Origin of the sequence: Stenotrophomonas maltophilia, assembly GCF_003970865.1 — a bacterium.
Taxonomy (GTDB): domain Bacteria; phylum Pseudomonadota; class Gammaproteobacteria; order Xanthomonadales; family Xanthomonadaceae; genus Stenotrophomonas; species Stenotrophomonas maltophilia_AR.
On sequence record NZ_RXLZ01000042.1, the window covers coordinates 17,930 to 44,095 of the forward strand.

The window sequence follows — 26,166 nt, forward strand, 5'->3', positions numbered from 1 at the left end:
AGCAAAAGCTGGTTTCCTGTGGGTTGGCGGGGTGGGTCCGGTGGCAGGGGACGCCGTAAACCCGTCCTTGGGGGCTTGGCCGCGGCATCCATGCCGCGGACACCCCTGCCACCGGACCCACCCCGCCTTCGACAGTTTTCCGCGATCTGCCGGAACAGCGTCCGCTCTGGTAGGTGTCGACCTTGGTCGACACGGATGAATTCATTCGATATCTGACAGATGTGTCGACCAAGGTCGACACCTACCAACAGCACACGGAATCTGTCGAGGGTGGGGCGGTGTGGGCTTGCAGGACCGTTGGCGCCATGGATGGCGCCATCGAGCCCCCAAGGACGGGTTTACGGCGTGTCCTGTAAGCCCACACCGCCCCGCCCAACCAGCAGACAGCCCAGAGCCGGCTGTTGCCTTTGACGTTGCCGTGGCTTGTAGCAGGTGCAGGGCGCAGCCCTGCCGCCGCCTCCGGGAGGTAAACTAGCCGGATGGCTTCCCGTCCCGCGCACGACCTGCTCCAACGCGTCTTTGGTTACGACGATTTCCGTGGTCCCCAGCAGGACATCGTGGAGCATGTGGCTGCCGGTCACGATGCCCTGGTGCTGATGCCCACCGGCGGCGGCAAGTCGCTGTGCTATCAGGTCCCGGCCCTGCTGCGTGACGGTTGCGGCATCGTCATCTCGCCGCTGATCGCGCTGATGCAGGACCAGGTCGAAGCCCTGCGCCAGCTCGGCGTGCGCGCGGAGTACCTGAATTCAACCCTGGATGCCGAAACTGCCGGCCGCGTCGAGCGCGAACTGCTCGCTGGTGAGCTGGACATGCTCTATGTCGCTCCCGAGCGGCTGCTGACCGGTCGCTTCCTGTCGTTGCTGTCGCGCAGCCAGATCGCCCTGTTCGCCATCGACGAAGCACACTGCGTCTCGCAGTGGGGCCATGACTTCCGCCCCGAATACCGCCAGTTGACCGTGCTGCACGAGCGTTGGCCGCAGATCCCGCGGATCGCGCTGACCGCCACCGCCGATCCGCCGACCCAGCGCGAGATCGCCGAACGCCTCGATCTGCAGGAAGCGCGTCATTTCGTCAGTTCCTTCGACCGACCCAACATCCGCTACACCGTGGTGCAGAAGGACAATGCCCGCAAGCAGCTGACCGATTTCCTGCGCGGCCACCGTGGCGAGGCCGGCATCGTCTACTGCATGTCACGGCGCAAGGTTGAAGAGACCGCCGAATTCCTCTGTGGCCAGGGCTTCAACGCCCTGCCCTACCATGCCGGCCTGCCGCCGGACGTGCGCGCGAACAACCAGCGCCGCTTCCTGCGCGAGGATGGCATCGTGATGTGCGCCACCATCGCCTTCGGCATGGGCATCGACAAACCGGACGTGCGCTTCGTGGCGCATACCGACCTGCCCAAGTCGATGGAAGGCTACTATCAGGAAACCGGTCGCGCCGGCCGCGATGGCGAGGCCGCCGAGGCCTGGCTGTGCTACGGCCTGGGTGACGTGGTGCTGCTCAAGCAGATGATCGAGCAGTCCGAGGCCGGCGAAGAGCGCAAGCAGCTGGAGCGGTCCAAGCTCGACCACCTGCTGGGTTACTGCGAATCGATGCAGTGCCGCCGCCAGGTGCTGCTGGCCGGTTTCGGCGAGACCTATCCCCAGCCCTGCGGCAACTGCGACAACTGCCTGGCACCGCCGGCCTCGTGGGACGCGACCATTCCGGCGCAGAAGGCGCTGAGCTGCGTTTACCGCAGCGGCCAGCGCTTCGGCGTCGGCCACCTGATCGACGTCCTGCGCGGCAGCGAGAACGAGAAGGTGAAGCAGCAGGGCCACGACAAGCTCAGCACCTACGCCATCGGCCGCGATCTGGATGCACGCACCTGGCGCAGCGTGTTCCGCCAGCTGGTCGCGGCCAGCCTGCTGGAAGTGGACAGCGAGGGCCACGGTGGCCTGCGCCTGACCGATGCCAGCCGCGACGTGCTGACCGGCCGCCGCCAGATCAGCATGCGCCGCGACCCGGCCAGCAGCACCAGCGGACGCGAACGCAGCGCGCAGCGCACCGGCCTGTCGGTGCTGCCGCAGGACCTGGCGCTGTTCAACGCGCTGCGCGGCCTGCGTGCCGAACTGGCCCGCGAACAGAACGTGCCTGCCTTCGTGATCTTCCACGACAGTACCCTGCGCAACATCGCCGAACAGCGCCCGACCAGCCTGGACGAACTGGCCCGGGTCGGCGGCATCGGTGGTACCAAGCTGAGCCGCTACGGCCCACGCCTGGTCGAAATCGTGCGTGAAGAAGGCTAGCGCCGGGCCTCCTGTAGCGCCGCGCCCACGCTCGGCTGCCCTGCTCGACGCTACAAAGCCGTCCCTGGTGCGGGTCCAACCTTGAACCGGCCATTCAGCCGGAAGTGCATCCGCGCCCACTTGCAGCTAGATTAGCGCCATGTCCCTGGCCTCGACCCTGCTCCGTGTCGTGCTCATGCTCAGCCTGTTGCTCAACGGGCTGAACGCGGCCATGGCCAGTGGTCACGAGGAAATGGGCCGGATGGCCCACGCGGTAGCCGCCCTTGATGGCGGCGACGCCGACTGCCACCACCACGCCAGCATGCAGGCCGACCAGGCCCCGCAGACCAAGGCCCCCGCCCACGACGCCCACTGCCAGATCAAGGACTGCGTGCGCAGCTGCGCCCAGCACCCGCTGCTGGTGGTGCAGGCGTTGCCGTTCATGGCCGGCCCGGCGTTGTCGCTGGCCCCGCAGCCGATGCCGGCTACTGGCCGTCCGGCGCCGCCGCTGCCGCCGATCTCGCGTCCTCCCATCGGCTGATTCCACACGCACCGTGCGCCCTGCGCACCGTAGCCGGCCGTCTGCCGGCGTCTTTACGTGTCTGGAGTCACCACCATGAATACCCGTATTCCCCCCGGTCCGGGCGCAGTGCCCATGCCGTCGCGCCGCCTGTTCGTGCAGGGCCTGGCCGCCGGTGGCGTGGTTGCCGGCATCGCCGCTGTCGGCGTGCCGCAGCGCGCACTCGCCGCCGCCACTGCCGCCCCACGGCTGGCCGGCGCCCCCGCCGTACTCAGCGACACCCGCATCGAACTGGCCATCGGCGAATCGCTGGCCAATTTCACCGGCCGCACCCGCCCGGCGATCACCGTCAACGGCTCGCTGCCGGCCCCGATCCTGCGCTGGCGCGAAGGCCAGACCGTGGACCTGTTCGTGCGCAACACGCTGGAACGCCATCCGACCTCGATCCACTGGCACGGCATCCTGCTGCCGGCCAACATGGACGGCGTGCCCGGCCTGAGCTTCAACGGCATCGGCCCCGGTGAGACCTACCACTACCACTTCGAGCTGAAGCAGTCGGGCACCTACTGGTACCACAGCCACTCCATGTTCCAGGAGCAGGCCGGCCTGTACGGTGCGCTGATCATCGACCCGGCCGAACCGGCGCCGTACCAGCACGACCGCGAACACGTGATCATGCTGTCCGACTGGACCGACATGGACCCGGGCGCGCTGTTCCGCCGCATGAAGAAGCTGGCGGCCTACGACAACTACTACATGCGTACGCTGCCGGACTTCCTGCGCGACGCGAAGCGCGACGGCTGGTCGGCGGCGCTGTCCGACCGCGGCATGTGGGGTCGGATGCGGATGACGCCGACCGACCTGTCCGACGTCAACGCAAACACCTATACCTACCTGATGAACGGCACCGCCCCGGCCGGCAACTGGACGGGCCTGTTCCGCAGTGGCGAAAAAGTGCTGCTGCGCTTCATCAATGGCGGGTCGATGACCTACTTCGACGTGCGCATCCCCGGTTTGAAGATGACCGTGGTCGCCGCTGACGGCCAGTACATCCACCCGGTCAGCATCGACGAATTCCGCATCGCTCCCGCCGAAACCTACGACGTGCTGGTGGAACCCACCGGCCAGGACGCCTTCACGATCTTCTGCCAGGACATGGGCCGCACCGGCTACGCCGCGGGCACACTGGCCGTACGTCATGGCTTGCAGGCGCCGATTCCCGAGCGCGACCCACGCGTGCTGCTGACCATGGCCGACATGGGCCACGGCATGTCGGGCCATGACATGGGTGGTGGTGGCCACGGCGGTCACGACATGGCGGCGATGAAGGGCATGGAAGGCGGCTGCGGCGCCAGCATGGGCCACGGCGCACCCGCCGGCGGCGATACCGCCAGCAAGGCACCGAAGCATCCGGCCAGCGAGCGCAACAACCCGCTGGTGGACATGCAGAGCTCGGCCACCGAACCGAAGCTGGACGACCCCGGCATCGGCCTGCGCGACAACGGCCGCCAGGTGCTGACCTACGGTGCGATGCGCAGCCTGTTCGAAGACCCGGATGGCCGCGAGCCGAGTCGCGAGATCGAGCTGCACCTGACCGGCCACATGGAGAAGTTCTCTTGGTCGTTCGATGGCATCCCGTTCGCCAGCGCCGAACCGCTGCGGCTGAACTACGGCGAGCGCATGCGCATCGTGCTGGTCAACGACACCATGATGCAGCATCCGATCCACCTGCACGGCGTGTGGAGCGACCTGGAAAACGCACAGGGCGAGTTCCAGCTGCGCAAGCACACCATCGACATGCCGCCGGGCACCCGCCGCAGCTACCGCGTGCGTGCCGATGCACTCGGCCGCTGGGCCTACCACTGCCATCTGCTGTACCACATGGAAGCGGGCATGATGCGCGAAGTGAGGATCGAAGAATGAGCCGCTCACTGCTTTCCCCCAGCCTGCTGGCCTTGGGCCTGGCCGCCGCAATGCCGGTGTTCGCGCAGTCGCACGCCGGTCATGACATGGCCGCGATGGATCCGCCCGCGAAAACCGCGAAGTCTGCCAAGGCGCCGGTCGAACAGGTCGATCATTCGAAGATGGATCATTCGAAGATGGATCATTCGAAGATGGATTCGGGCGCGATGGACCACTCAGCCATGGATCACTCGAAGATGGACCATGGCGTGATGCAGCCGGCGACGATGGACAACGCCATGATGGGCCCTTCCAAGATGGATCATGCGGCAATGGGTCACGGCACGCCCGTGCCCACCGAGCCGCGTGAGCCGATTCCGGTACCCACCGATGCCGACCGTGCCGCTGCATTCCCGCCCATCGCCCACGGTGCGATGGAGCATGCGCCGGAGATCAACAGCCTGCTGCTGATTGACCGGCTTGAGCATTGGGATGGCAAGAGCAGCAACGGCCAGGCCTGGGAGGCCACCGGCTGGATCGGCGGCAACATCAACCGCCTGTGGTTGCGCACCGATGGCGAACGCAGCCGTGGCCGCACCGAATCATCGTCGCTGGAAGCACTGTATGGCCGCAGCGTGTCGCCGTGGTGGGACGTGCTGGTCGGTGTGCGCCAGGACTTCCGGCCGGCCGACTCGCGCACGTGGGCGGCCGTCGGCATCCAGGGCCTGGCGCCGTACAAGTTCGAAAGCTCAGCCACGCTGTACATGGGCTCCGGCGGCCAGGTGCTGGCCAAGGCCGAGGTCGAGTACGACGTGCTGCTGACCAACCGTTTGATCCTGCAGCCGCTGCTGGAAGCCACCGTCGCGGCCAAGGACGAGCAGGAGTACGGCATCGGCCGTGGCCTGAACAAGGTAGAGGCCGGCCTGCGCCTGCGCTACGAGTTCAGCCGTCGCTTCGCGCCCTACATCGGCATCAGTCACGAACGCAGTTTTGGCGACACCGCCGACTATGCCGGTGACCACGCGCGCGACACGCGTTGGGTCGCTGGCGTGCGCATGTGGTTCTGAGCAGCGTTACGTGAGCAGTGGCCAGCCCCGGCAGCCGCCGGGGCCGGCTACACTGCGCCACGTTCCAATGCAGGCACCGCCATGTCGTTGCAGATCCGCCGCGCCACCCTTGCCGATGTCGACGCGCTGTCGGCGATCGCCATCGCCACCTACAACGAAACCTGGGGCGACTCGTATCCGGCGCAGGAGCTGCACGATTTCCTGCAGGATCACTACAGCAGCGAACCGCAGCGCATCGAACTGTCCGATCCACGCAGTGCCATCTGGCTGCTGATGGACGGTGACGCCGTGGTCGGTTATCTGGCCGCCGGTGCCAACACCCTGCCGCACACGGATGCACGCGAGGGCGACATCGAACTGAAGCGGTTCTACATCCTGGCTGCACACCAGAACGGCGGCCATGGCGCACGCCTGATGGATACGTTCATGGCCTGGCTGGACCAGCCGCACCGCCGCACCCTGTGGGTGGGCGTATGGGAAGAGAACTTCGGCGCGCAGCGCTTCTACGCGCGCTACGGCTGCAGCAAGGTCGGCGAGTACGACTTCATCGTGGGCGACACCCACGACCGCGAGTTCATCCTGCGCCGGCCGTGATCACGCGCCCCATGTAGAGTCGAGCTTGCTTCACTGGCTGTTACCGCCAACAGTCGAGCAGGGCTCGACTCTACAAACTAGAAATCGAACAACTCGGACAGGAAGCTGTCCTTCTTCTTTTTCTTGTAGCCGTGCCCACGGTTGTCCTCGTAGCGCTGGCCCAAGTGGCGGGTATCACGATGCATCACCGGCGGCGGCGTGGTCGCCGGCTGAGCCTGCACAGGCGCAGGCGGCGGCACGGCCGCACCGGCAGCGGCGCGCTCGATGATCTTGTCCAGTTCGCCACGATCCAGCCAGACACCACGGCAGCTGGGGCAATAGTCGATCTCGATGCCATGGCGTTCGGCCATCTGCAGGGTCTGGGTCTTGCACACGGGGCACAGCATCGGCATTGCTCCTGTCGGTCTGGTAACGACTGTACCTGCCCTGTGATGACTGTGCGGCAACGCATGACCGATGACACAGGGACTTCCGACGCGTGCCCACATGCGTACCGCGCGGCACACTGCGCCCTTGTTCCGCAGGGAATGCGTACATGACCGTGCTGTCCCGCCTGCCCACCACCGCGCGCCTGTTGCTGGTCCTGCTGGGCGTCGGCCTTGGCCTGAACCTGCGCGATATCGCCGCGGCCATCGGCACCCCGATTCCCGCACTGCCCATGCCCTATGGCGGCAGCCTGTTGGACAACACGCTGGCGGTACTGGTGGCACTGCTGCTCGCCGCGCTGCTGCGGCCCCGTGGCATGAGCCTGCTGGCCAGCCTCGGGCTGCGCGGGAATGGCTGGGGCGGCCCGATGTGGGTGCTGCTGGCCAGCCTGCCCTGCTGGCTGGGCCTGGCGCTGCTCGGTACACCGAACAAGGCACTGACCGCACTGGATGCCACGATGCTGGCGGTGCTGTTCCCGCTGGCCGAGGAAGTCCTGTTCCGAGGCCTCGGCTTCGTGCTGCTGGTGAAGATCGTGCGCGGCCCCTGGCCATGGCTCGCACTGCCGCAGGCACTGCTGTTCGGCATGGTCCACTGGCTGGGCTTCGGTGGGTTCGACGGTGGCGGCATCGCGCTGTTTGTCGGCGCGGTGATCGCCCTGGGCGGCTTCATCTTCGCCTGGCTCGACCACCTCGACGGTGACACCCTGTGGTGCGGCCTGGTCCTGCACGTTTCAATGAACCTGGCCTGGAACGTGTTCAGCCTTGATGACGCCGTTGCACTGGGCTGGCAGGCCACCGGCCTGCGCATCGGCACCGCCCTGCTCGCGGTCGCGATCCTGGCCTGGCACGTGTGTCGCCGGCGCCAGACGCGGTTGTAACGCCCACTTAGCTTGCCGTGCACGCCGGGATCACTACCGGCTTGCGCATACTTGCGCGCCTTTCGCTCCCCCTGTTGTCCGGAGTTGCCGCGTCATGTTGCTGTCCAAGCGCTTTGTGGAACCGCGCGTCCTGCTGATCGAGGACGCCGAGGAAACCCAGGAACTCAGTCGCCTCGCCCTGGAAAGCCAGGCCTGCCAGGTCACCGCTGTCAGCAGCGCCGAGGCCGCACTGGGCCTGCTCAACGCCGGCGAACCGTTCGACCTGCTGTTCACCGACGTCTGCCTGGGCGGCATCAGTGGCATCGAAACCGCCAACCGCGTGCGCGAGCACCTGCCGCAGCTGCCGATCCTGGTCACCTCCGGCATGGACCAGCACCGTGTGCTTCCGCAGCTGCGCGCCGGCATCCACTTCCTGCCCAAGCCGTACAGCATGAGCGAGCTGCTCGATGCCATCCGGCTGTGCTTCCGGCACGCAGCGGATGCCACGTTGATGCCGCCACCGCAGGCCAGCGCGGCCTGAGGCGATCATCCACGCATGGTGTGATACCGGGGGATGGCCGGTTGCATCCACGCCGGCGAGACGCGGAACCAGTAGTTCCACGCCATGCGTGGATTGAACCCGCGATCAACCACTGCTGTACGGCCCGCTGCCCGGGAACACCTTCAGCAACGCGCGGGTGATCATGTCCGGGTAGACGGTGAAGTGGTCCTCGTCATCGATCACCAGGTTCTCCACTTTCAACGAATGCCCGCTGGCGCGTAGCTGCTCGGCGAATTCGGCGTTGTGACGCAGCATGTCGTTGCGGGTGAAATAGCGCGGTTCGGGTTTGACTGTCTCGAAACTGCCGACTGACAGCACCACCGTGGTCGGCTGAGTGGGCGCCGTGGCCTCGGCCTGCAGGCGCGGCACAATGTGGTTGTCGAACCACAGCGACGGGCTGGACAGGATGTAGGTCCGGAACATGTCCGGACGCGTGGTCAGCACGTAGGCACCGAACAGGCCGCCATAGGAATGGCCGGCATAGGCACGCCGCGCCGGATCGGTGCGGTAGCGCGTATCGATCATCGGCAACACGCGATCGGCCAGGAAATCGCGGTAGTGCGCGGCGCCGCCATAGCTGACGTCATCGCTGTAGTCGCGTGGATCGGTGCGCGCCGGATTGCTGGGAGTGTAATCACGCGAGCGGCTCTGCTTCGAAGTCAGCCCCTCCTGCGGCGGCAGCCCGACCAGGATGAAATCCTCGATGTTGACGCCCTTCTGCCCGACCATGTTGCGCACGCTGCGCACCAACGGGAAGCTGTACAGCGCATCGGTCACGTACAGCACCGGATAGTGCTTTTCCGGATGCGCCGCGTAGTCGGCCGGCAGCGCCACCCAGATCGGGTAATCGCGCCCCACCGGGTCATGTACGCGCAGCGCTTCGGTATCCGGCAGCACCACGCCCGGCACGGCCATTGTCGCGCGTTCCTTCGCGTCACTCTGCGTTGCCGGTGGTGCCACCGACATCGCGCAGCCACTCACGGCCAGGCAAGCCACCACGCTCCATACACGCACACGCTGCATCCACGCTCTCCCGTTGCGGGCGGCGCACCCGGGTGGCGCCGCTACCGCATCCTCACACGTCGTGCGGTGCAGTGCCACGCCGGATCAGGGCGAGGCCGGCGGCGGTGCCGGGAACAGCGTGCGCAGCGCCTGCAAGGCGGCCGGGTGGTAGATCGTGGCGTGGGTTTCCTCCGGCAGCGGCAGGTACTTCACCAGTGGCGATGGCGACGCCTTCTCCAGCAGCGTAGCCAGCTGTGCGGCAGAGGCTGCCAGCTCCGGCTGCCCACTGCTGGCCAGGAACACGCGCGGCTGCGCACGCGTCACCGCCGGCAGCTGCTTGGCCGCCCCGGCCAGCATTGCACCACGGTTCCACCACAGGCTGGGGTCCAGCGCGATGTAGCTGTTGAACAGCGTCGGCTCCTGCAGCAGCGTCTCGACCACGAACAGGCCGGCCAGCGATTCACCGATCAGTGCTCGCTCGTCGGTAGTCGGGTAGCGCTGGCGCACCTGCGGCATCAGCTCTTCGCGCAGGAAGCGGCGGTAGGCCGCCGATCCACCAATACGCGGCGCGATCTTCTGGTCCTGCGGGTCGTTGCTGGGGCCGGTCATGTCGCGGCGGCGCTCGGTGTTCTCGATGCCAACCAGCAGGAACGGACGCATGCTGCCGTTGCCGCTCAGCACCTGCACCAGCCCGGCCACATGCAGGAAATCCTCGCCGATGCCGCCATCGGCCATGTACAGCACCGGCAGCGGTGCCTTCGGGTCCAGGCCCCACGGCTGCGGACGGTAGACATTGATGCGGCGGGTTTCGCCCAGCGCCTTCGATTCGATGGTGAAGGTCTCGCCGATGACCAATGGCGAGGCGGCAGCGGGCGATGCGGTTTCGGCAGCCATCAGCGGCGCGGCGGAGACGACGGACAACATCAGCGACAGCACGATCAGACGCATGGGACGGCCCATCCTGGGAAAGATGCCGAGCATAGACCGCCGGAGGCACTGTCGTTCGCGGCACTTTGCCGATCTGCCGGAACTGGAGCACCATGGAGCCGGTGATGGTCATGCAACGGGCACCTTGGCTCACGGACTGGTCACCGCCACGCTCATATCCACAAGGAGGTTCCCATGTTGAGTGTATTGATCGCCACCACCCTTGCCGCCGCCTCACCGCAGTCCAGCAGCACTCCGCCGGCATCCGCAGCGTATGCGGACTGCCTGCTCGCCCACCTCCAACCAGGATTGTCCGACCACGCGATCCCGCTGCTGCAGCAGGCCTGCGTCGCGAAGTATCCGGAGAGCTACGTCGCATATTCAGAACTGGAACGCCGGATCAGCGCGCAGCGCCGGGCTGACTTTGACGCGGCTCAAGCGGAAGCCGTGCGTTCCGCGAATGCGGCAGCGACGGCCGCACAGCAAGCTGCCGACGCGGCGGCCGCAAAAGCCAAGGGAATGCGGGCGAAGTAGAGGCCACGGACCAGGGCAACAAAAAAGGCACCGCATTACGTTGCCTTTCTGAATGACCTGGGTCATTGGATGCAATGGTGGGCCGTGAAGGATTCGAACCTTCGACCAAAAGATTAAGAGTAACTGGGTAATTTCATTACTTTCGATGGGTTACGCCACCACTCGTTCCACTTCAATCTTTAAAGCGGGCGCTTGTAAGCCTTGAGCCACAACGGGCGCAGGAATTTTGCGGAACGGATTTCCTCCCCCTCCAGTTGCCTCAACAAGGCCTACCCCATCCCCCCGAATGACGGATCCTGGTCGGCCTTGGCCAGCCGGTTGCCCCGGACCCTCTCCTGCCATTCCAGAATCTTGGCGACGTCCCGACGCCCCCCCGCCGTGACCGATGACCCAATGCCGGAAGTGGCTGAGGTGGGCCACGATCGCACCGTCATCAACCTCAAGAGCGAATGGTTGGACACCTGGCTCAACTCCCGACCCTAAACATATGGATGAACTGCAAATGGCGATGGACGATCCGCAGCGCCCCTACTACGAACACACGTTTGAACAGGCCGCGTAAGAAAGCAAAAAGCCCTGCAATGCAGGGCCTGTTGCAACCTAAAATCGGTGTTGACTGGCGCGGCTACTGCCCGCTGCATGGAAGAGCCCTTTCAAGGCGATGCGGAAGCAAATCCTCTCACTCGGGCAACCGTGCCTTATAGGGGGCGAGCTTGACGAAACCGTCCCGATCCAAGCCGACAATTTTTGACGTGAGCGCGTACTGATTGAGATAGATCTTCACCGGACGATCCTCGATCGTTGCCCAAGGGCGAGCAACGCCGTAGGCAACTGCGTCCTTTTCGCCATCGGTGCGAAACTCAAGCCGCTCGTGCCGATAGTGCAAACCCATGACCTCGGCGTCGTCACCGCCACCACAAGCCATGATCAACTCGCGCTCGGAACCGGCGCTGAGGGCTTTGAAGTCATCCAGGACGAATGGCGGCAGTTCATCAAACCACTTCACCCGTCGCTGCTCTCGGCTCAATAGCACGCGATCCGCAACCGCGTCCATCACCTGACGCAGCGCTGCAATGTCCCTGCCCTGCTGGGCCGACTGCTCACCCAGCTCACGGATCACTTTCTCTCTGGATGACGCAATGTTGAACAAAACTGCGAGCACAAGCAGCAGAACGAGCACCCCCACGATACTAGCCATAGAACCCCCTTTCGTTAGTAGCCCAGTCTAGCGGGTCAATGGGTGGAAGCCACGCTCAGGCGGATATGATGACAATCCCAACAGGGCGGGCGTGGTGGACACGGAGTGCGCGATGGATACGGATGAATTGACGGATAGGCAGCTGCTGGACCTCCACTGTCTGGTCATGGAAGCGCTTCGACAAAGAGGCGTCGTGCGCTCATCAAACAATCCCGTGGCGGACTACACGGAAACATTGGTGGCGCGTGCCCTCAACGCAAAATTGGCCGTGGGCTCCCAGGCCGGTTTTGATGCAGTTGGCCAGGACGGGACGCGGTATCAGATCAAAGGCAGGCGACTAACCGCAACCAACCGCAGCACACAGTTGAGCGCGTTGCGGAACTTGGCGTCTGATCCATTCGACCACCTCGCAGCCGTGGTCTACAACAGCTCTTTGAAAGTTGAATACGTCGCCCTTATTCCATTGGACGTAGTGAAAAGGGTTGGCCGCTACAACTCGCACACAAACGCTCACACGCTTCACGTTCGCCGCTCGCTATTGAACGAACCTGGAGTGGTCGATATCACCATGCAAATCGTCAAGGCAATGGACGCATGAAGGCTCAATTGGATTTCAACGACTATCCGGACATTGTTGAGGGCGACATATTTTGGCGACCACCGCCAAGCGCACTGCAACAAGTGCCTCAGCTCTACGAGAGGGCGACATCCGCCCTTTACATGCTCTTTCTTTCGGGCGGCTCAGATATCCCAATTCGCGACGGGGTGCCAGCCGCCCTCCACGTAGCAATGCATGTGCGGGCCGCGCTGACCGAATTCGTGGGCATAGAAGAAGCAATGAAGAACGCAGGACACGCCTATAGGATTACGAGCAGCGCAAGTCCACTTCTTCATTTCATGCGGATGCTTCGCAACTATCAAATCCACATTGGTAGCCAGCCAATGGCAAGAAAGACCGTGGATATAATCTTCGGCGGCAAGGATGCCGTCATCGAAGTCGCCACTATCGACAACCTGCACGCCGACGACTTCATGCAGCTGGACACTATGAGGAAGTACAACTCATACAGCCGGAATGAAGTGGAGCGAATGATTGACTTGTTTCGCGAGCAGCAGGAGCGGCTGGGTGTGTACGAAATTCTAAGGCAAGGGACCAATCGCCTAATCTATGAAGTGCTTCAGCACATCTAAAGACGCGTATACGAACACCCCCACAGTACAGACATCAGGGTGCACAATCATTCCACTGAAGCTTGTGAGTTACGTCTCAGTGTCCGAGGGGAGACAGTGCTAGGCTCGCGCATCGAGGCATGTCGACGCCTCGGTGATTTGTTACAGACTCTGGAGATGTCGCATGAAACGGAAGGTTCTAGGATGCTCCGCAGCACTTCTTGTATCCACCTGTGCTTTGGCGCAGGTGCCTGACGCTGACACGCAAGAAGGCAAGGAGATGCAGATTCAAATTCACAGCTACATGAGTGAACACCCTACGGTCTCGATAGACGAAGCAATCACGCGCCTAGCGGTTCAAGGTGAGGTGATGTCGGATATTGAAGCGTTGCGTATCGAGTTCGCAGATCGTCTAACGGAACTGTCGATCAAAGACGCGCCAGATCAACACATCCTCGTGCAGCTCAAGGGGCCAGATCCAGTCGCGGATCGAACGATCAACACCGAGAGCGGGACGACCCGCGTGGTGTTCGAGGTTGGTCACAAGTACACCCAGGACGAGTTTTACGCGCTCCTTGCTAAGCACAGACCTCTTCTTCACAGCGCCATACCAGGCATCACGGGGACGACTGGGTTCCCAGGCGAAGAACGGGTGCTGATTGACATAAACGGCGACAGCCGCCAAGCAGAAGAGTTGAAGGATACAATCAAGAAGCTTGAAAGAGTCACCGGTCTCAAGATTGAAGTCCGCCCCAACATGCCGAAGTCAGTCAACGCGGAGTATGTTGTTGGCGGCGCCCCACTCCAATCCAACAATAGCTACTGCACCTCAGGATTTCCGGTTATTCATAAGGCCACTGGACGAAGGGGTATCACCACTGCGGCGCATTGCCCCGACAATCTGATCTATGGAAACTACGCAACCGGCGCAGGGAAGTACACCGTGCCGCTGACGTTCGTGGACCAGATCAATGATGCGAGCCACGACGTTCAGTGGCATACGGTGGGGTCACACACACCGCTCCGGGAGGTGTATGCCACCTCAACTTCGGATTACAGTAGGCGCCGCATCATGTACATGTGGACCAACGCTACTCAAGGCCAGAGCATGTGCTTCAGAGGCGTCACCAGCCAATACACCTGCGGAACTGTCGTGAGCATCAAGCACAGGCCCGAGCTCGCATGCGGTCCAACCGGAAACCTTCCATGCGCGGACGCTTGGATACGCATCGAAGGATCGTCGCTGGCGTGCGGATTTGGAGATAGCGGTGCCGCTATCTTCTTCGGAGACAATGGATACGGCATTGTCGCTAAGGCAAGCCTGAAAGACGGAAGCTGCAAGGGAGTCTCCGCGATGCCCTGGGGCGCAGTCAGCGCATTAGGGCTGGAGGCAGGCGGTTAGTCGCTCCAACGAAACGTCCGGCTGAGGATGCAAAGCCAGCATGCTCAGCCGGATATCTGAGATCGATTTTTAATTGCTTGAGTGAACGCGCCCGGTCCACCAGCCCTTATTCCGACTCAGCAATACCAGTGGCAGTGATCAATACGGGCGTCTGGTGCCGCCCAGTATGCGAATGGTAAAGCGTTCCAGTCATATTGACGCGCTTACCTTTAAGAAGTTGGTACTTGCGCATCAGATCGCCGCTCAAGTTCAGTTGGATGAGTAAGACGCCTCCGGCGTAAGGCGGGTATTCGTCCTGAGCCTGTACCGAAATTGGCGTGAATAATTTGATCGCCGGGCGACGCCCCCCCCCGCCGTGAGTAGTGGTCGGGTTTAGAGTCCGGGGTTGATGATATCGATGTTGGCCAGATGTTTGGCGTAGGCGGCCGGTGTCATGCCGCCGATGGCGTCCTTGGGGCGTTCCTCGTTGTATTCTCGGCGCCATCGCTCGATCTCGGTGCGGGCGTGTAGCAGCGTTGGGAACCAGTGCTCGTTGAGGCATTCGTGGTGCAGGCGACCGTTGAACGATTTCACATAGGCGTTCTGGTTCGGCTTGCCGGGCTGGATCAGGCGAAGCTTCACGCCACGTGCGTGTGCCAGCTCACCATCACCTTGCCGCAGAACTCCTTGCCGTTGTCGGTACCGATCACCTGCGGCAAGCCGCGCAGCGAGGCCAGCTGGTCCAGCACACGCGAGACGCCGTGCCCGGAAATCGCACGTTCCACCTCGATTGCCACGACTTCGTATGTGGCGTCATCGACGATCACCAAGCACTTGATGACCCGGCCTTCGGCCGTACGGTCGAACACGGAGTTCATCGACCACACATGGTTGGGCCGGGCCGGGCGCAGCAGTGGCTGCCGCTCGCCGACCGCCACCTTTTTGCGCTTGCGCCGCCTGACCTGCAGCTGCTGCGCCTGATACAGCCATTCCACGCGCTTGTAGTTCACGATGCGTCCTTCCTGCGGCAGCTTCAGGTGGATCATTCCGACGCCGTAGCGCTTGTGCCGATACGCCAAGGCCAGGATGCGCTCGCTCAATTCAACGTTGCGATCCTCGCGCCGGACATAGCGCAGCGCGCTGGCACTCATCCCGATGATCGCCAGGGCACGGCGCTCGCTTGCCCGCGCTGCATCCACTGCCGCACCAGCGCACGCCGCACCGGCGGGTCCGCTACTTTTTTCGCAGCGCGTCCTTGATCAGATCGTTCTCGAACAGCTGCTCGGCCAGCAACTTCTTCAGCCGGACGTTCTCGGCTTCCAGGTCCTTCAACCGCTTGGCGTCGGGCACGCTCATGCCACCGAACTTGCTGCGCCACAGTTGGTACGAGGCCTCGCTGAAGCCATGTCGACGGCACAGGTCCTTCACCGCCATGCCGGCCTCTGCCTCGCGTGGGAAGCCGATGATCTGTTCTTCGGAAAAGCGCTTCTTCATGTCCAATCTCCGGCTTGTTGGGGATTGAATTCCAAATCGCTGTGCTACTCAAAACCTGAGGGACGTCGGGGGCACAAGAGCGCCGCCATGCGCGATAGATACGATCATCGCTTGCCTGTCGTGAAACCTGCATCTCTCCCGAAGTGTTCGGTAGGGTTTTCAGGAGCAAAAGAAAAAGGCGCCCAAAAGGACGCCTAAGTCGCTGATGCAATTGGTGGGCCGTGAAGGATTCGAACCTTCGACCAAAAGATTAAAAGTCTTCTGCTCTACCGACTGAGCTAACGGCCCATTGCACTGCCCCAGCCTTTCGGCGGGGTGGGCATTCTACCCTACTTTTCCGGGCCGGGTGAAACCCTGGTGCGCTGAGGTTGCCGGCCAGCGGCCGGCACTACCCGATCTGGTGAGCCCGCTTAAACCTTCCGGGCCGCCGTCGCATCCCATCTGTGATCCTTCCCCGGAACCACGGATGCGCCTGCCCTTCTGCCTCATTGCCGCCCTGCTGCTGCCCTGTACGGCCCTGGCCACCCCATCCCAGGTCGTCACCGACGACATTGCCCGCTTCTGGGCCACCTATGACGCGGTGCGCGCCGAGCCCAACGTCGAACGCCAGGTCGCGCTGGTGCAGGAGCGCTACATCGATCCGGGCAGCCCCGGCCTGCATGCACTGATGCAGGTGCGCAACTACACCGCCCGCGAATACGCCGAGGCCATGCGTGCGTGGCCGCGCTTCTGGACGTCGGTACGCCCATTGACCGCCAACGCGCAGCAGGCCAGCGCCACACTGGAACGGGACCTGGCCGCCTTCCGCACGCTCTACCCCGCCCTGCGCCCGGCCACCATCACCTACGCGGTGGGCGTGCTGCGTACTGGCGGGACCACGCTGGGTGACAAGGTGCTGATCGGTGCGGAGATGGCGCTGGGCGATGAGCGCGTGGACGTGAGCGAGCTGCCGGCGAACATGCGCGATCGCCTGCGGATCTTCTACGACAGCAGGCCGGGCGCGAACAACGCGCAGAACAACCTGCACGAGTACGTGCATACCCAGCAGCGCGAGACCACCGGCAGCCTGGCACAGTACGTGGTGCGCGAAGGTGTGGCGGAGTATGTGGCCGAACGGCTGAGCGGGCGTCGGCCGGCGTTGCCGCTGTACAGCTACGGGCCCGCGCACGAAGCGGAAATCCGCACGCGCTTCGTTGCCGAGATGGACGGCGAGGATCTGTACAACTGGCTGTACAACAGCGCGCGCAACCCGTTCGGCGTGAGCGATCTGGGCTACTACGCCGGCTACCGCATCGCGCAGGAGTACATGCGCCAGCAGACCGATGAGAGGGCCGGCATCGCGCGGATGATCGAGCTGGACTATGCCGATGCGGGGGCCGTGCGGGCGTTCATTGAGGCATCGGGGTGGTTGCAGCAGCGGTAGCGCCGGGCCATGCCCGGCGCACAGTGCCAACCAAGGTTGGCACCCACCAGAGTCAGACCTCCCCAGTAGCGCCGGGCCGTGCCCGGCGCACAGTGCCAACCAAGGTTGGCACCCACCAGCGTCAGACCTGCCCGGCGAGTCAGCCAGTGCGAACCAACGGTTCGCACCCACCGAGGGAGCGATTCGCACCCACCATCTGGGAATTCACACCCATCAGGGAAGACGGCCGGCGGCCGGCACTACCAGAGGCGGTCAGGCGTACAGCGTGGGGTCGGGCACGCCGGCTTCGGCAAAGCCCTGCGCGCGCAGGCGGCAGGCGTCGCAGTGGCCGCAGGCGGCGCCGTTGGCGTCGGCGTTGTAGCAGGACACGGTCAGGCCGAAGTCCACGCCCAGGCGCACGCCTTCGCTGACGATCTGGCCCTTGCTGAGGAACTGCAGCGGGGCATGCACCTTGATGCCCGCGCCCTCCACGCCCGACTTGGTGGCCAGGTTGGCCAGCGCCTGGAACGCGGCCACGAACTCGGGGCGGCAATCCGGGTAGCCGGAGTAGTCCACCGCGTTGACGCCGCAGAAGATGTCGTTGGCGCCGAGCACTTCGGCCCAGCCCAGGGCCAGCGACAACATGATGGTGTTGCGCGCCGGCACGTAGGTGACGGGGATGCCGGCACCGCCGGCCTCGGGCACGTCGATGTCGTCGGTCAGCGCCGAACCGCCGATGCTGCGCAGGTCCACGTCCACGGTCTTGTGCGCGATCACGCCCTGGGCCTTGGCCACGCGCGCGGCGGCATCCAGTTCGGAGGTATGGCGCTGGCCATAGCGCACGCTCAGGGCATGCACGGCGAAGCCCTGTTCCTGGGCCATGGCGATGACGGCGGCTGAATCCATGCCGCCGGAGAGAAGCACGACTGCCTTCTTCATGGGTAAAACGTCCGGTTGGGAGGGGAAAGCCAGCACGCTGTCCCGCGCCGGAGCTACATCAGGGAACGCTGCGCAGGCTCATCGGCCCGGCTCGTCGTTCCACAGGATTTTATGCAACTGCATCTGGAAGCGCACCGGCAACCGGTCTTCAACGATCCAGTCGGCCAGCTGGCGCGCGGTGATCTCGCCCTTGCTCGGCGAGAAGAACACGGTGCAACGTTTCACCAGGCCGTGCTCGGCGACCAGCGCCTTGGCCCAGTCGTAATCCTCGCGGTTGCAGATGACGAACTTGATCTGGTCGCGTGCAGTCAGCAGCGGCAGGTTTTCCAGGCGGTTGCGGGCGGCTTCGGCCGAACCCGGGGTCTTGATGTCGACCACGCGCGATACGCGTGGGTCTACCGCGCTGACGTCCAGCGCGCCGGAGGTTTCCAGCGAGACATCCATGCCGGCATCGCACAGCTTCTGCAGCAGCACCAGGCAGCGCTTCTGCGCCAGCGGCTCGCCGCCGGTTACGCAGACGTGACGCACGCCCTGGGCCAGCACCTCGGCCACGATGTCGTCGATGTCCCACCAGGTGCCGCCGTGGAAGGCATAGGCGGTGTCGCAGTACTGGCAGCGCAGCGGGCAGCCGGTCAGGCGCACGAACACGGTTGGCCAGCCGGCGGTATCGGCTTCGCCCTGCAGCGAGGTGAAGATCTCGGTGATCTTCAGGCGTGGCAGCGGCGACTGCACGATCTCACTGGGCGTGGCGGCGGCGCTGGACGGGGTAACGGCGGTCATGGCGGGGAGTTCTTGGTGGGACACGTGGCGGGTGGGCTACCGTGGCCGGTAACGAAAGCGGCCGAGCATGGCTCGGCTCTACAACAGCAACCGGACGGGGTTTGCCGGTCCGGAAACGAAAGCAGCCGAGCATGGGCTCGGCTCTACAGGGCACCCATTGTACGCCCGGTCAGCGGATCAGCGGATCTGCCTGCCGAGGCGGATGGACTGCAGACGGTCCTGCGCGGTGCGCGCGGCGTCCGAGCCGGGGTACTGCGCCACGACGGTCTCCAGCGTCTGCTGGGCCTGGTCGACCTTGCCCTCGCCGTACTGCGAGAGGCCGACCTTGAGCAGGCCGCCAGCGGCCTTGTCGTGGGTCGGATAGCGCGAGAGCAGTTCGCGGAACTGGGTCTCGGCCATCGGGAAATTGCGGGTGGCGTAGTAGCTCTCGCCCAGCCAGTACAGCGCGTTCGGCGCGTAGACGCCGTTCGGATACAGCTGCAGGAAGCTCAGGAACAGCTGCGCCGAGTCATCGTACTTGCCGGCCTTCAGCGAATCGAAGGCGACATTGTAGGAGGTGCGCTCGTCGCCGGTGGCGGCAAGGCTGCCGGCATCACCATGGACGGAAGGCGGCCGCTCGGAAGTGGCCGCCGTCGCGGGTTTTGCCGGGGCCGGAGCGGCCTTCGGCGCGCTCGCCGGAACGGGCGGCAGGGCCGGGGCGGCATTGCCCCCTTCCAACCGGTTCAGGCGGCTGTCCAGATCCAGGTACTGGTCCTGGGCGGACTGCTTGAGCTGGGCGTTGTCGTGCTGCAACTGCTCGATCGAGGCCTGCAGGCTGGTGACCTGCTGCCGCAGCTGATTGATCTGGTTCAACAGGTCCTGGTTGGCACTGTTGTTGTACATCTGCTGCTCGATCGCGCCAACGCGGTCGGCCAGGCTCTGTCGCTGTGCATGCGCCGGTGCGGCAGCCACGAGGGCTGCCGCAACGACCAGCATCAGTTTGATGCCAATGCGCATGGATTACTGCGCGGTGTAGACGATTTCGACACGACGGTTCTGCGACCAGCAGGACTCGTTCGACTCGGTGCAGACCGGACGCTCTTCACCGTAGGACACGACGGTCAGCTGCGAAGCCGAGCCACCGTTGGCCTGCAGGGCCGAGTTGACGCCGTTGCCACGACGCTCACCCAGGGCCTGGTTGTACGCGCGCGAACCACGCTCGTCGGTGTGGCCCTGCAGAGTGATGCGCGAGGACGGACGGTCACGCAGGTACTTGGCGTGGCACGCCATGATGGCCTGGAATTCCGGCTTCACGTCTTCCTTGTCCAGGTCGAAGTAGACAACGCGCTGGCGCAGGCAAGCGTCGGTGTCCAGGTCGCCCGGGCCGTACAGGCCGGAGGTCGACGGAGCGGTCGGGGTGGTGGTCGAGGTGCCGGTGTCAACCGGGGCTGCCGGCTCTTCCTTCACCTTCTTCGAGCAACCGGCCAGGACGGCCACAGACAGCAGGGAAACAAGCAGAACGCGGGTGGACTTGTTCATGGCGATACCTTTGTGGCTCCTAGGCCGATGAGGGGTTCAAGACAGCGAAAATATTAACACTCTTTTAGCGCTGGGTACGGTATGGGGACCATGCCGGTTCGCGCACATCTCCGTCAGCCAGAACCAACCGCTGGCGCACGCGCGCATCGGAAGAAACGGCGTACAGCACACCACGGCCACCCTCGCGGGCGGCGTACAACACCATGCTTGCGTTGGGCGCAAAGCTCGGAGATTCATCCAGCGAACCCGGGGACAGCGTGCTCCAGCGGGGCGAACCCAGCGAGCTGTCCATCATCGCGATCTTGTAGCTGTTGCCCGAGCCCTGGGCGACGGCGATCTTCTTGCCATCGTAGGACACCGAGGGCTTGGCATTGTAGTTGCCCTGGAAGGTCACGCGCTCGGCACTGCCGCCGCCCGCACCCACCTTGTAGACCTGCGGACGGCCGCCGCGGTCGGAGGTGAAGTACACCGCGCTGCCGTCCGGTGCCCAGGTCGGCTCGGTATCGATGGCGAAGTGGTTGGTCAGCTGGGTCAGCTGCTTGCTGCCCAGGTCCATCACGTAGATTTCCGGGTTGCCCGAACGCGACAGGGTCAGGGCCAGCTTGCGACCGTCCGGCGAGAACGCCGGGGCGCTGTTGATGCCACGGAAGCTGGTGACCAGCTCGCGTGCGCCGGTGCCGATGTTCTGGATGTAGATGGCCGAATTGCCACGCTCGAAGCTGACGTAGGCCAGCTTGCTGCCATCCGGGCTCCACGACGGCGACAACAGCGGCTCGGCCGAACGCACGATGGTCTGCGGATTAAAGCCGTCGGAGTCGGCCACCATCAGCGCATAGCGCATGGCGTCGCCCTTGCCGCTGGCGGTCACGTAGGCGATGCGGGTCCAGAAGGCGCCGCGCACACCGGTGATCTTTTCGTAGATGGCGTCGGCCATCTGATGGGCGACATCACGCATGGCATTGCCACGGGCGGTCATCGCCAGGCCCAGCAGGCGCTCGCCCTTGGGCACGTCAAACAGTTCGTACTCGACGCGGTAAGCGCCGGCACCCGCGTCGAGCACGCGGCCGACCACGATGTAGTTCTGCTTCAGCGCGCGCCAGGTGGCGAACTGGATGTCGCCGCCACGCACGGGCTTTTCGACGATCTGCGCTTCCGGCAGCGTGCGGAACTGGCCCGAGCGCTCCAGGTCGGCGCGGACCACGCCGGCGACGTCGGTCTGCGGTGCAGCCGCCGAACCCTGATAGGGCATCGGCACGATGGTGATCGGCAGCGCGGAGGCATTGCCGCCGATGATGTCGATATCCAGCCCCTTCTGCTGCGCGACGGCAGCAAAGGGCAGCAACAGGGCCGCAAACACGGCAAGCCAGCGAGGCATCTTTTTCATGGAGCGCTCAATAGGGGGAAACCGGAACGAGGGATAACAAAGCGGGAGTGAACCGCTTCGCAATCATGAACCAAGGGTACGTGAATTCCGGGTCAGTTCCAGCCCGTCCTCTCACGCACCGTTAACGTCGTGGCTAACATCGCACCGTCTGCCCCGGTCACACCGCCCCACAGGACGGTGTTCGACAGCAGCCCCAGCCTGCCCGGTCGAGACCGGGTCCGCCAGAGGCAAGCGCGACATCCGTGGGCGCAGGTGGCCCGAGAGCCACCCTGCCCTGCCCGCCTCAGCGATCCTGGGCGGTAAAGGTGAAGTTGAGCGTGCGCGCGAACACCGACTCGAACCCGCGGTACGGCAGCGGCTGCGCGTTGAGCACGGCGGCCTCGATCGAACGCTTGCCCGCCTCGTCGTACGGGCAGTTCGGGCTGACCTTGGCCTGCATCACCGTGCCCCCCGGAATCTGGGTGATGGTGATGGTGCAGCGCTGGCCCAGCGGCACCGTATCCGGGCGAACCCACTGCGACAGCACCTTGGCCTGGATCGCGGCCGCGTACTTGGCCGAAAGATCATCGCTGTTGCCACCACCACCGGCGGCCGGCTGCGAGGCACCGCTGGCACCGGCAGCGGCACTGCCGGCGGCATTGCGCGCGGCTGCCACCTGGCGCAGCTTCTGCTCGGCCAGCTTGGCTTCCTTCTCGGCCTGCTCGCGGCGGGCACGGATCTCGGCGATCTTCTTCTGCTTCTCGGCCTCGGCCTTGTCAGCCGCCACGCGCTCCTGCTCGGCCTGCTTCTTCTTCTCGTCCGCTTCCTGCTGCTTGGCCAGGCGCAGCTTCTGCTCCGCTTCTTCCTGGCGCTTGCGTTCGGTCAGGTCGATCTGCTCCTGGCGGCGCTTGGCTTCCTGTTCCTGCTTGGCCTTCTCCTGCGAGATGGCCAGTGCGCTCACCGCTTCCTGGTCCTTGGTGTCCGGCTGCGCGACACGCTCCTGCGCCTGTTGCTGCTGGGGCGTGGGGGCGTCCTGCGGGCGCGGCTCGGGAATCGGCTGCGGCGGCGGAATGGTGTCTTCGGGCACGGGGATCGGCTCGGCGACCGGCGGCGGCAGGTCCTCCAGATTCTCCGACTGGCGCAGGGCCTGGCGTGCGGCAGAGGCCTCGGACGCGGACAGCGCCAGGCTGGCCTCGACCGAGGGGTCGCCGGCGGCGGCATCGGTGTTGCGTTGGGGCGACCACAGCCAGGCCACGATGAAGACCAGCGCGACCAGCAGGTGCACCAGCAACGCCAGCGCCAGGGGCAGGCCCCAGCCGGGTTCGCGCTGATGCGGGGGTGGCAGGGCGTCAGCGTGCATCGGTGGCCAGGCCTACCTTGTCTACCTTGGCGCGCTTGATCACATCCATCGCGGCAATGACCTTTTCATAGGCCACGGCGCGGTCGGCGGCGACGATCACGCGCACGCCCTTGTCCTGGGCGGCGATGCCGGCCAGGCGACCTTCCAGTTCCTCGGCCGACACGGCGGTCGGGTCCTTGGCGTCGGGCAGCTTCAGGCTGAGCTGGCCGTCCTGGCGTACCGAGACGATCACCGGGTCCTGCTTGCTCTCCAGCGCCTTGGCGTTGGACTGCGGCAGGTCGACGTCGAAGCTCAGGGTGAGCAGCGGTGCGGTGACCATGAAGATGATCAGCAGCACCAGCATGACGTCGATGTAGGGAACGACGTTGATTTCCGATTTCAGCTTGCGGCGCTTGCGGCGACCGATGGCAGCGGACATGGCTTGGACTCCCGGGTCAGGCGCTTACTCGTCGCCAGCGCTCTGGCGCTGCAGGATCGAGCTGAACTCTTCGGCGAAGGTCTCGAACCGCACCGACATGCGCTCCACGCGCGTGGTGAAGCGGTTGTAGGCCCACACCGCCGGAATCGCCACGAACAGGCCGATGGCGGTGGCGAACAGGGCTTCGGAGATGCCCGGCGCGACGGCGGCGATGCCGGCCTGGGCACCGCTGCTGATCATGTCGTGCATGGTCACCATGATGCCGAACACGGTACCGACCAGGCCCACGTACGGGGCGGTCGAGCCGATGTTGGCCAGCAGTTCCAGGTTGCGCTCAAGCTGGTCCACTTCGCGGGTGTAGGTGGTGCGCATGGCACGCTGCGCGCCTTCCAGCTGCGCGCGGCCATCCAGCCGACGCTTGTCGCGCAGGCGGGTGTATTCGCGGAAACCGGCTTCGAAGATCGCTTCCAGGCCGCCGACATTGCGGCTGCGATCGGTGGCCGAGCTGTACAGCTTGCCCAGGTCCGCACCGGACCAGAAGCGGTTCTCGAACTCATCGGCTTCGCGGGTGGCCTGCTTGAACACGCGGGCCTTGCGGAAAATGATCACCCAGCTGACGAACGAGCCGACCAGCAGCAGCAGCACGATGATCTTCACCGGCAGGCTGGCCTTGGCCATCAGTTCGAGGTAGTTGATGCCGCCGCCAGTGGTGGCCTGGGCAAGGGTCTGTGTCGCGGCATTGCTGACGTCGGCCGGCAGTGCCTCGGTGACCGTGGCCTGCAGGGCCAGGAGCGTTGCGATCATCCGTTGTTCCTCAGTGTTCGGATTCGGGGTGGAGGTGGGGTTGCAGCACGGCAAGGACAGCCTCGTCCATGCCACGCGGGCGGAAACTGGCCGCTTCCAGTGCGGCGATGCGGACCTGCGCAGACAGCAGCAGCTCGCCGTCGCGCAGGATCTGCTGGTCGAAGACCATGCTGGCCTTCTTCAGCTGGACCAGGCGGGCACTCACCTGCAGGGTGTCATCCAGCCGTGCCGGCTTGATGAAATCCATCTGCATCGAGCGCACCGCGAAGACCATCCCATGCTCGGCGCGCATGCGCTCCTGGCCGTAGCCCAGCGCACGCATCCATTCGGTCCGGGCCCGTTCCATGAAGGCCACGTAGCGGGCGTGGTAGACCACGCCACCTGCGTCGGTATCTTCCCAGTAAATGCGTGTCGGCCAACTGAATCGGGGCTCAACCGACATCGGGAACCTCCGCGAACAGGTCCTGCGGCGGGTTCTTCGGCTTCAGGCCCATGTGCCGGTAGGCCTTGTGGGTGGCCATGCGGCCACGCGCGGTACGCACCAGGAAGCCCTGCTGGATCAGGTAGGGTTCAACCACGTCTTCCAGCGTGCCGCGCTCTTCGGACAGCGCCGCAGCCAGCGATTCGATGCCGACCGGGCCACCATCGAAGTAGTCGACCATGGTCTTGAGCAGGCGCCGGTCAAGCTCGTCGAAGCCTTCCGGGTCGACCTTGAGCATCTTCATCGCAGCCTGTGCCACGGCCTCGTCGATGTGGCCGCCGGCCTTCACCTGCGCATAGTCGCGCACGCGGCGCAGCAGCCGGTTGGCGATACGCGGCGTGCCACGCGCGCGACGCGCGATCTCCCCTGCCCCGTCGGCGGTGCAGTCGATGGCCAGGATGGCCGCCGAGCGGCGCACGATGCGGGTCAGCTCTTCGACGCTGTAGAACTCCAGGCGCTGGACGATGCCGAAGCGGTCGCGCAGCGGCGCGGTCAGCAGGCCGGCACGGGTGGTGGCACCGATCAGGGTGAACGGTGGCAGGTCGATCTTGATCGAGCGGGCGGCAGGGCCCTCGCCGATCATGATGTCGATCTGGAAGTCTTCCATCGCCGGGTACAGCACTTCCTCCACCACCGGCGACAGGCGATGGATCTCGTCGATGAAGAGCACATCGTGCGGCTGCAGGTTGGTCAGCAGCGCGGCGAGGTCGCCGGCCTTCTCGATCACCGGGCCGGAGGTGACGCGCAGGGCCACGCCCAGCTCGTTGGCGATGACATGGCTGAGGGTGGTCTTGCCCAGGCCGGGCGGCCCGAAGATCAGCACGTGGTCGAGCGCGTCGCCACGCCCCTTGGCCGCCTGGATGTAGATTTCCATCTGCTCGCGCACCGGCACCTGGCCGAGGTAGTCGGCAAGGCGCTTGGGGCGGATGCTGGCGTCGGCGGCGTCATCCTCGCGGGTGGCGCCGGTGCCGATGATGCGGTCGTCGGTCATGTGCTGATTATGCGGCAAAAGCGCGGGTTTCGGCCGGGCTGCGCCCGGCACCCGCAGAGGCCAGGACAACGGCAACGGCAACAGCAACAGCAACAGCGGGTTTCGGGGGGAGGGGGGGGCGGGGGGGGGTGTCGGGACCGCCCCGAAACCCGTCTCCTATAACCAACTTGGGCTGCCCGCCAACCTCGCCCGGTTGATCTGTGTGCGTGCGGC

Annotated in this window: 27 protein-coding genes, 1 tRNA gene and 1 pseudogene; 12 read left to right on the forward strand and 17 right to left on the reverse strand. The window is 64.8% G+C overall.

Annotated elements, in window-relative coordinates:
• Positions 1 to 479: 479 nt before the first annotated feature.
• The 5 genes from recQ (at position 480) to EKL94_RS14575 (ending at position 6,347) form a co-directional block, all read left to right on the forward strand.
• A complete protein-coding gene (gene recQ, locus EKL94_RS14555) occupies positions 480 to 2,285 on the forward strand; it encodes a DNA helicase RecQ (protein WP_126929623.1) in 1,806 nt (601 codons plus the stop codon).
• 139 nt (positions 2,286 to 2,424) lie between these two features.
• Positions 2,425 to 2,805: a CopL family metal-binding regulatory protein gene (locus tag EKL94_RS14560; RefSeq protein WP_126929624.1), complete on the forward strand. Its 381-nt coding sequence runs from the start codon at positions 2,425 to 2,427 to the stop codon at positions 2,803 to 2,805.
• A 75-nt stretch (positions 2,806 to 2,880) separates the two neighbouring features.
• Positions 2,881 to 4,707, forward strand: a complete 1,827-nt coding sequence (locus EKL94_RS14565) for a copper resistance system multicopper oxidase (protein WP_126929625.1) — start codon at positions 2,881 to 2,883, stop codon at positions 4,705 to 4,707.
• On the forward strand, positions 4,704 to 5,753 hold the full coding sequence (locus EKL94_RS14570; protein WP_126929626.1) for a copper resistance protein B: 1,050 nt from the start codon (positions 4,704 to 4,706) through the stop codon (positions 5,751 to 5,753). Before EKL94_RS14565 ends, EKL94_RS14570 begins: the two co-directional genes overlap by 4 nt.
• A gap of 81 nt (positions 5,754 to 5,834) precedes the next feature.
• Positions 5,835 to 6,347 carry a GNAT family N-acetyltransferase gene (locus tag EKL94_RS14575; protein ID WP_126929627.1) on the forward strand — a complete coding sequence of 171 codons (513 nt, stop codon included), beginning with the start codon at positions 5,835 to 5,837 and terminating at the stop codon, positions 6,345 to 6,347.
• A gap of 77 nt (positions 6,348 to 6,424) precedes the next feature.
• Here the strand turns inward: EKL94_RS14575 and EKL94_RS14580 are convergent, their stop codons facing one another.
• Positions 6,425 to 6,733 (reverse strand): TFIIB-type zinc ribbon-containing protein, encoded by a 309-nt coding sequence (locus EKL94_RS14580; protein ID WP_126929628.1) that lies wholly within the window; start codon positions 6,731 to 6,733, stop codon positions 6,425 to 6,427.
• Between the two features lie 149 nt (positions 6,734 to 6,882).
• On the opposite strand from EKL94_RS14580, the gene EKL94_RS14585 reads away from it, so the two are divergent.
• Both EKL94_RS14585 and EKL94_RS14590 read left to right on the forward strand, forming a co-directional pair.
• Positions 6,883 to 7,650, forward strand: coding sequence for a CPBP family glutamic-type intramembrane protease (locus EKL94_RS14585; protein ID WP_126929629.1), 768 nt, complete (start codon positions 6,883 to 6,885; stop codon positions 7,648 to 7,650).
• 94 nt (positions 7,651 to 7,744) lie between these two features.
• Positions 7,745 to 8,170: a response regulator gene (locus EKL94_RS14590; protein ID WP_006385818.1), complete on the forward strand. Its 426-nt coding sequence runs from the start codon at positions 7,745 to 7,747 to the stop codon at positions 8,168 to 8,170.
• A 105-nt stretch (positions 8,171 to 8,275) separates the two neighbouring features.
• On the opposite strand, the gene EKL94_RS14595 is transcribed toward EKL94_RS14590, so the two are convergent.
• Positions 8,276 to 9,214, reverse strand: a complete 939-nt coding sequence (locus tag EKL94_RS14595; RefSeq protein ID WP_126929630.1) for an alpha/beta hydrolase — start codon at positions 9,212 to 9,214, stop codon at positions 8,276 to 8,278.
• Positions 9,215 to 9,298: 84 nt separating this feature from the next.
• Positions 9,299 to 10,141 carry an alpha/beta hydrolase gene (locus EKL94_RS14600; protein ID WP_126929631.1) on the reverse strand — a complete coding sequence of 281 codons (843 nt, stop codon included), beginning with the start codon at positions 10,139 to 10,141 and terminating at the stop codon, positions 9,299 to 9,301.
• Positions 10,142 to 10,315: 174 nt separating this feature from the next.
• Here EKL94_RS14600 and EKL94_RS14605 point away from each other — a divergent pair, with 174 nt between their 5' ends.
• Positions 10,316 to 10,654 carry a hypothetical protein gene (locus EKL94_RS14605; RefSeq protein WP_005410743.1) on the forward strand — a complete coding sequence of 113 codons (339 nt, stop codon included), beginning with the start codon at positions 10,316 to 10,318 and terminating at the stop codon, positions 10,652 to 10,654.
• A gap of 679 nt (positions 10,655 to 11,333) precedes the next feature.
• Here the strand turns inward: EKL94_RS14605 and EKL94_RS14610 are convergent.
• Positions 11,334 to 11,834 carry a hypothetical protein gene (locus tag EKL94_RS14610; protein WP_260473436.1) on the reverse strand — a complete coding sequence of 167 codons (501 nt, stop codon included), beginning with the start codon at positions 11,832 to 11,834 and terminating at the stop codon, positions 11,334 to 11,336.
• 130 nt (positions 11,835 to 11,964) lie between these two features.
• On the opposite strand from EKL94_RS14610, the gene EKL94_RS14615 reads away from it, so the two are divergent.
• The 3 genes from EKL94_RS14615 to EKL94_RS14625 all read left to right on the forward strand — a co-directional run bounded on the left by EKL94_RS14615 (position 11,965) and on the right by EKL94_RS14625 (position 14,424).
• Positions 11,965 to 12,450 (forward strand): hypothetical protein, encoded by a 486-nt coding sequence (locus tag EKL94_RS14615; RefSeq protein WP_126929632.1) that lies wholly within the window; start codon positions 11,965 to 11,967, stop codon positions 12,448 to 12,450.
• Positions 12,447 to 13,043, forward strand: coding sequence for a hypothetical protein (locus EKL94_RS14620; RefSeq protein WP_126929633.1), 597 nt, complete (start codon positions 12,447 to 12,449; stop codon positions 13,041 to 13,043). Before EKL94_RS14615 ends, EKL94_RS14620 begins: the two co-directional genes overlap by 4 nt.
• A 163-nt stretch (positions 13,044 to 13,206) precedes the next feature.
• Positions 13,207 to 14,424: a S1 family peptidase gene (locus EKL94_RS14625; protein WP_126929634.1), complete on the forward strand. Its 1,218-nt coding sequence runs from the start codon at positions 13,207 to 13,209 to the stop codon at positions 14,422 to 14,424.
• A 106-nt stretch (positions 14,425 to 14,530) separates the two neighbouring features.
• Here EKL94_RS14625 and EKL94_RS22840 read toward each other — a convergent pair whose 3' ends face one another.
• The 3 genes and pseudogenes from EKL94_RS22840 to EKL94_RS14640 form a co-directional block, all read right to left on the reverse strand.
• Positions 14,531 to 14,908 (reverse strand): DUF4431 domain-containing protein, encoded by a 378-nt coding sequence (locus EKL94_RS22840; protein WP_126929635.1) that lies wholly within the window; start codon positions 14,906 to 14,908, stop codon positions 14,531 to 14,533.
• Positions 14,797 to 15,897 (reverse strand): annotated as a pseudogene (locus EKL94_RS14635) (IS3 family transposase). Before EKL94_RS14635 ends, EKL94_RS22840 begins: the two are co-directional and overlap by 112 nt.
• Before the next feature lie 212 nt (positions 15,898 to 16,109).
• Positions 16,110 to 16,185: transfer RNA gene (locus EKL94_RS14640), tRNA-Lys, on the reverse strand.
• 178 nt (positions 16,186 to 16,363) lie between these two features.
• On the opposite strand from EKL94_RS14640, the gene EKL94_RS14645 reads away from it, so the two are divergent.
• Positions 16,364 to 17,320, forward strand: a complete 957-nt coding sequence (locus tag EKL94_RS14645; RefSeq protein ID WP_126929636.1) for a DUF2268 domain-containing putative Zn-dependent protease — start codon at positions 16,364 to 16,366, stop codon at positions 17,318 to 17,320.
• A gap of 252 nt (positions 17,321 to 17,572) precedes the next feature.
• Here the strand turns inward: EKL94_RS14645 and queC are convergent, their stop codons facing one another.
• From queC to ruvB, 10 genes are all read right to left on the reverse strand, one after another.
• Positions 17,573 to 18,238: a 7-cyano-7-deazaguanine synthase QueC gene (queC, locus tag EKL94_RS14650; RefSeq protein WP_126929637.1), complete on the reverse strand. Its 666-nt coding sequence runs from the start codon at positions 18,236 to 18,238 to the stop codon at positions 17,573 to 17,575.
• A gap of 78 nt (positions 18,239 to 18,316) precedes the next feature.
• On the reverse strand, positions 18,317 to 19,018 hold the full coding sequence (gene queE, locus EKL94_RS14655) for a 7-carboxy-7-deazaguanine synthase QueE (protein ID WP_126929638.1): 702 nt from the start codon (positions 19,016 to 19,018) through the stop codon (positions 18,317 to 18,319).
• 177 nt (positions 19,019 to 19,195) lie between these two features.
• Positions 19,196 to 20,014 (reverse strand): tol-pal system protein YbgF, encoded by an 819-nt coding sequence (ybgF, locus tag EKL94_RS14660; RefSeq protein WP_126929639.1) that lies wholly within the window; start codon positions 20,012 to 20,014, stop codon positions 19,196 to 19,198.
• A 3-nt stretch (positions 20,015 to 20,017) separates the two neighbouring features.
• Complete coding sequence (pal, locus tag EKL94_RS14665) at positions 20,018 to 20,536, reverse strand: peptidoglycan-associated lipoprotein Pal (RefSeq protein ID WP_032128527.1); 519 nt, start codon at positions 20,534 to 20,536, stop codon at positions 20,018 to 20,020.
• Positions 20,537 to 20,600: 64 nt separating this feature from the next.
• Entirely contained in the window at positions 20,601 to 21,920 is a 1,320-nt protein-coding gene (gene tolB / locus EKL94_RS14670) for a Tol-Pal system beta propeller repeat protein TolB (RefSeq protein ID WP_126929640.1), read from the reverse strand.
• Positions 21,921 to 22,203: 283 nt separating this feature from the next.
• Entirely contained in the window at positions 22,204 to 23,259 is a 1,056-nt protein-coding gene (gene tolA / locus EKL94_RS14675; RefSeq protein WP_126929641.1) for a cell envelope integrity protein TolA, read from the reverse strand.
• Positions 23,249 to 23,677, reverse strand: coding sequence for a protein TolR (gene tolR / locus EKL94_RS14680; protein WP_049400778.1), 429 nt, complete (start codon positions 23,675 to 23,677; stop codon positions 23,249 to 23,251). Before tolR ends, tolA begins: the two co-directional genes overlap by 11 nt.
• A gap of 24 nt (positions 23,678 to 23,701) precedes the next feature.
• Positions 23,702 to 24,481, reverse strand: coding sequence for a protein TolQ (gene tolQ / locus EKL94_RS14685; protein ID WP_006438802.1), 780 nt, complete (start codon positions 24,479 to 24,481; stop codon positions 23,702 to 23,704).
• A gap of 10 nt (positions 24,482 to 24,491) precedes the next feature.
• On the reverse strand, positions 24,492 to 24,923 hold the full coding sequence (gene ybgC / locus EKL94_RS14690) for a tol-pal system-associated acyl-CoA thioesterase (RefSeq protein WP_071229045.1): 432 nt from the start codon (positions 24,921 to 24,923) through the stop codon (positions 24,492 to 24,494).
• The gene (ruvB, locus tag EKL94_RS14695; RefSeq protein ID WP_126929642.1) at positions 24,913 to 25,953 is read right to left on the reverse strand and encodes a Holliday junction branch migration DNA helicase RuvB; all 1,041 of its coding nucleotides are present in this window, start codon (positions 25,951 to 25,953) and stop codon (positions 24,913 to 24,915) included. The genes ybgC and ruvB overlap by 11 nt, the downstream gene beginning before the upstream one ends.
• Between the last annotated feature and the right edge of the window lie 213 nt (positions 25,954 to 26,166).

Bases quoted from the DNA above. Each gene is read 5' to 3' on its own strand.
- recQ (WP_126929623.1), top strand. From the start codon at position 480: ATGGCTTCCCGTCCCGCGCACGACCTGCTCCAACGCGTCTTTGGTTAC.
- EKL94_RS14560 (WP_126929624.1), top strand. From the start codon at position 2,425: ATGTCCCTGGCCTCGACCCTGCTCCGTGTCGTGCTCATGCTCAGCCTG.
- EKL94_RS14565 (WP_126929625.1), top strand. From the start codon at position 2,881: ATGAATACCCGTATTCCCCCCGGTCCGGGCGCAGTGCCCATGCCGTCG.
- EKL94_RS14570 (WP_126929626.1), top strand. From the start codon at position 4,704: ATGAGCCGCTCACTGCTTTCCCCCAGCCTGCTGGCCTTGGGCCTGGCC.
- EKL94_RS14575 (WP_126929627.1), top strand. From the start codon at position 5,835: ATGTCGTTGCAGATCCGCCGCGCCACCCTTGCCGATGTCGACGCGCTG.
- EKL94_RS14580 (WP_126929628.1), bottom strand. From the start codon at position 6,733: ATGCTGTGCCCCGTGTGCAAGACCCAGACCCTGCAGATGGCCGAACGC.
- EKL94_RS14585 (WP_126929629.1), top strand. From the start codon at position 6,883: ATGACCGTGCTGTCCCGCCTGCCCACCACCGCGCGCCTGTTGCTGGTC.
- EKL94_RS14590 (WP_006385818.1), top strand. From the start codon at position 7,745: ATGTTGCTGTCCAAGCGCTTTGTGGAACCGCGCGTCCTGCTGATCGAG.
- EKL94_RS14595 (WP_126929630.1), bottom strand. From the start codon at position 9,214: ATGCAGCGTGTGCGTGTATGGAGCGTGGTGGCTTGCCTGGCCGTGAGT.
- EKL94_RS14600 (WP_126929631.1), bottom strand. From the start codon at position 10,141: ATGCGTCTGATCGTGCTGTCGCTGATGTTGTCCGTCGTCTCCGCCGCG.
- EKL94_RS14605 (WP_005410743.1), top strand. From the start codon at position 10,316: ATGTTGAGTGTATTGATCGCCACCACCCTTGCCGCCGCCTCACCGCAG.
- EKL94_RS14615 (WP_126929632.1), top strand. From the start codon at position 11,965: ATGGATACGGATGAATTGACGGATAGGCAGCTGCTGGACCTCCACTGT.
- EKL94_RS14620 (WP_126929633.1), top strand. From the start codon at position 12,447: ATGAAGGCTCAATTGGATTTCAACGACTATCCGGACATTGTTGAGGGC.
- EKL94_RS14625 (WP_126929634.1), top strand. From the start codon at position 13,207: ATGAAACGGAAGGTTCTAGGATGCTCCGCAGCACTTCTTGTATCCACC.
- EKL94_RS22840 (WP_126929635.1), bottom strand. From the start codon at position 14,908: ATGGCGCCGAGAATACAACGAGGAACGCCCCAAGGACGCCATCGGCGG.
- EKL94_RS14645 (WP_126929636.1), top strand. From the start codon at position 16,364: ATGCGCCTGCCCTTCTGCCTCATTGCCGCCCTGCTGCTGCCCTGTACG.
- queC (WP_126929637.1), bottom strand. From the start codon at position 18,238: ATGAAGAAGGCAGTCGTGCTTCTCTCCGGCGGCATGGATTCAGCCGCC.
- queE (WP_126929638.1), bottom strand. From the start codon at position 19,018: ATGACCGCCGTTACCCCGTCCAGCGCCGCCGCCACGCCCAGTGAGATC.
- ybgF (WP_126929639.1), bottom strand. From the start codon at position 20,014: ATGCGCATTGGCATCAAACTGATGCTGGTCGTTGCGGCAGCCCTCGTG.
- pal (WP_032128527.1), bottom strand. From the start codon at position 20,536: ATGAACAAGTCCACCCGCGTTCTGCTTGTTTCCCTGCTGTCTGTGGCC.
- tolB (WP_126929640.1), bottom strand. From the start codon at position 21,920: ATGAAAAAGATGCCTCGCTGGCTTGCCGTGTTTGCGGCCCTGTTGCTG.
- tolA (WP_126929641.1), bottom strand. From the start codon at position 23,259: ATGCACGCTGACGCCCTGCCACCCCCGCATCAGCGCGAACCCGGCTGG.
- tolR (WP_049400778.1), bottom strand. From the start codon at position 23,677: ATGTCCGCTGCCATCGGTCGCCGCAAGCGCCGCAAGCTGAAATCGGAA.
- tolQ (WP_006438802.1), bottom strand. From the start codon at position 24,481: ATGATCGCAACGCTCCTGGCCCTGCAGGCCACGGTCACCGAGGCACTG.
- ybgC (WP_071229045.1), bottom strand. From the start codon at position 24,923: ATGTCGGTTGAGCCCCGATTCAGTTGGCCGACACGCATTTACTGGGAA.
- ruvB (WP_126929642.1), bottom strand. From the start codon at position 25,953: ATGACCGACGACCGCATCATCGGCACCGGCGCCACCCGCGAGGATGAC.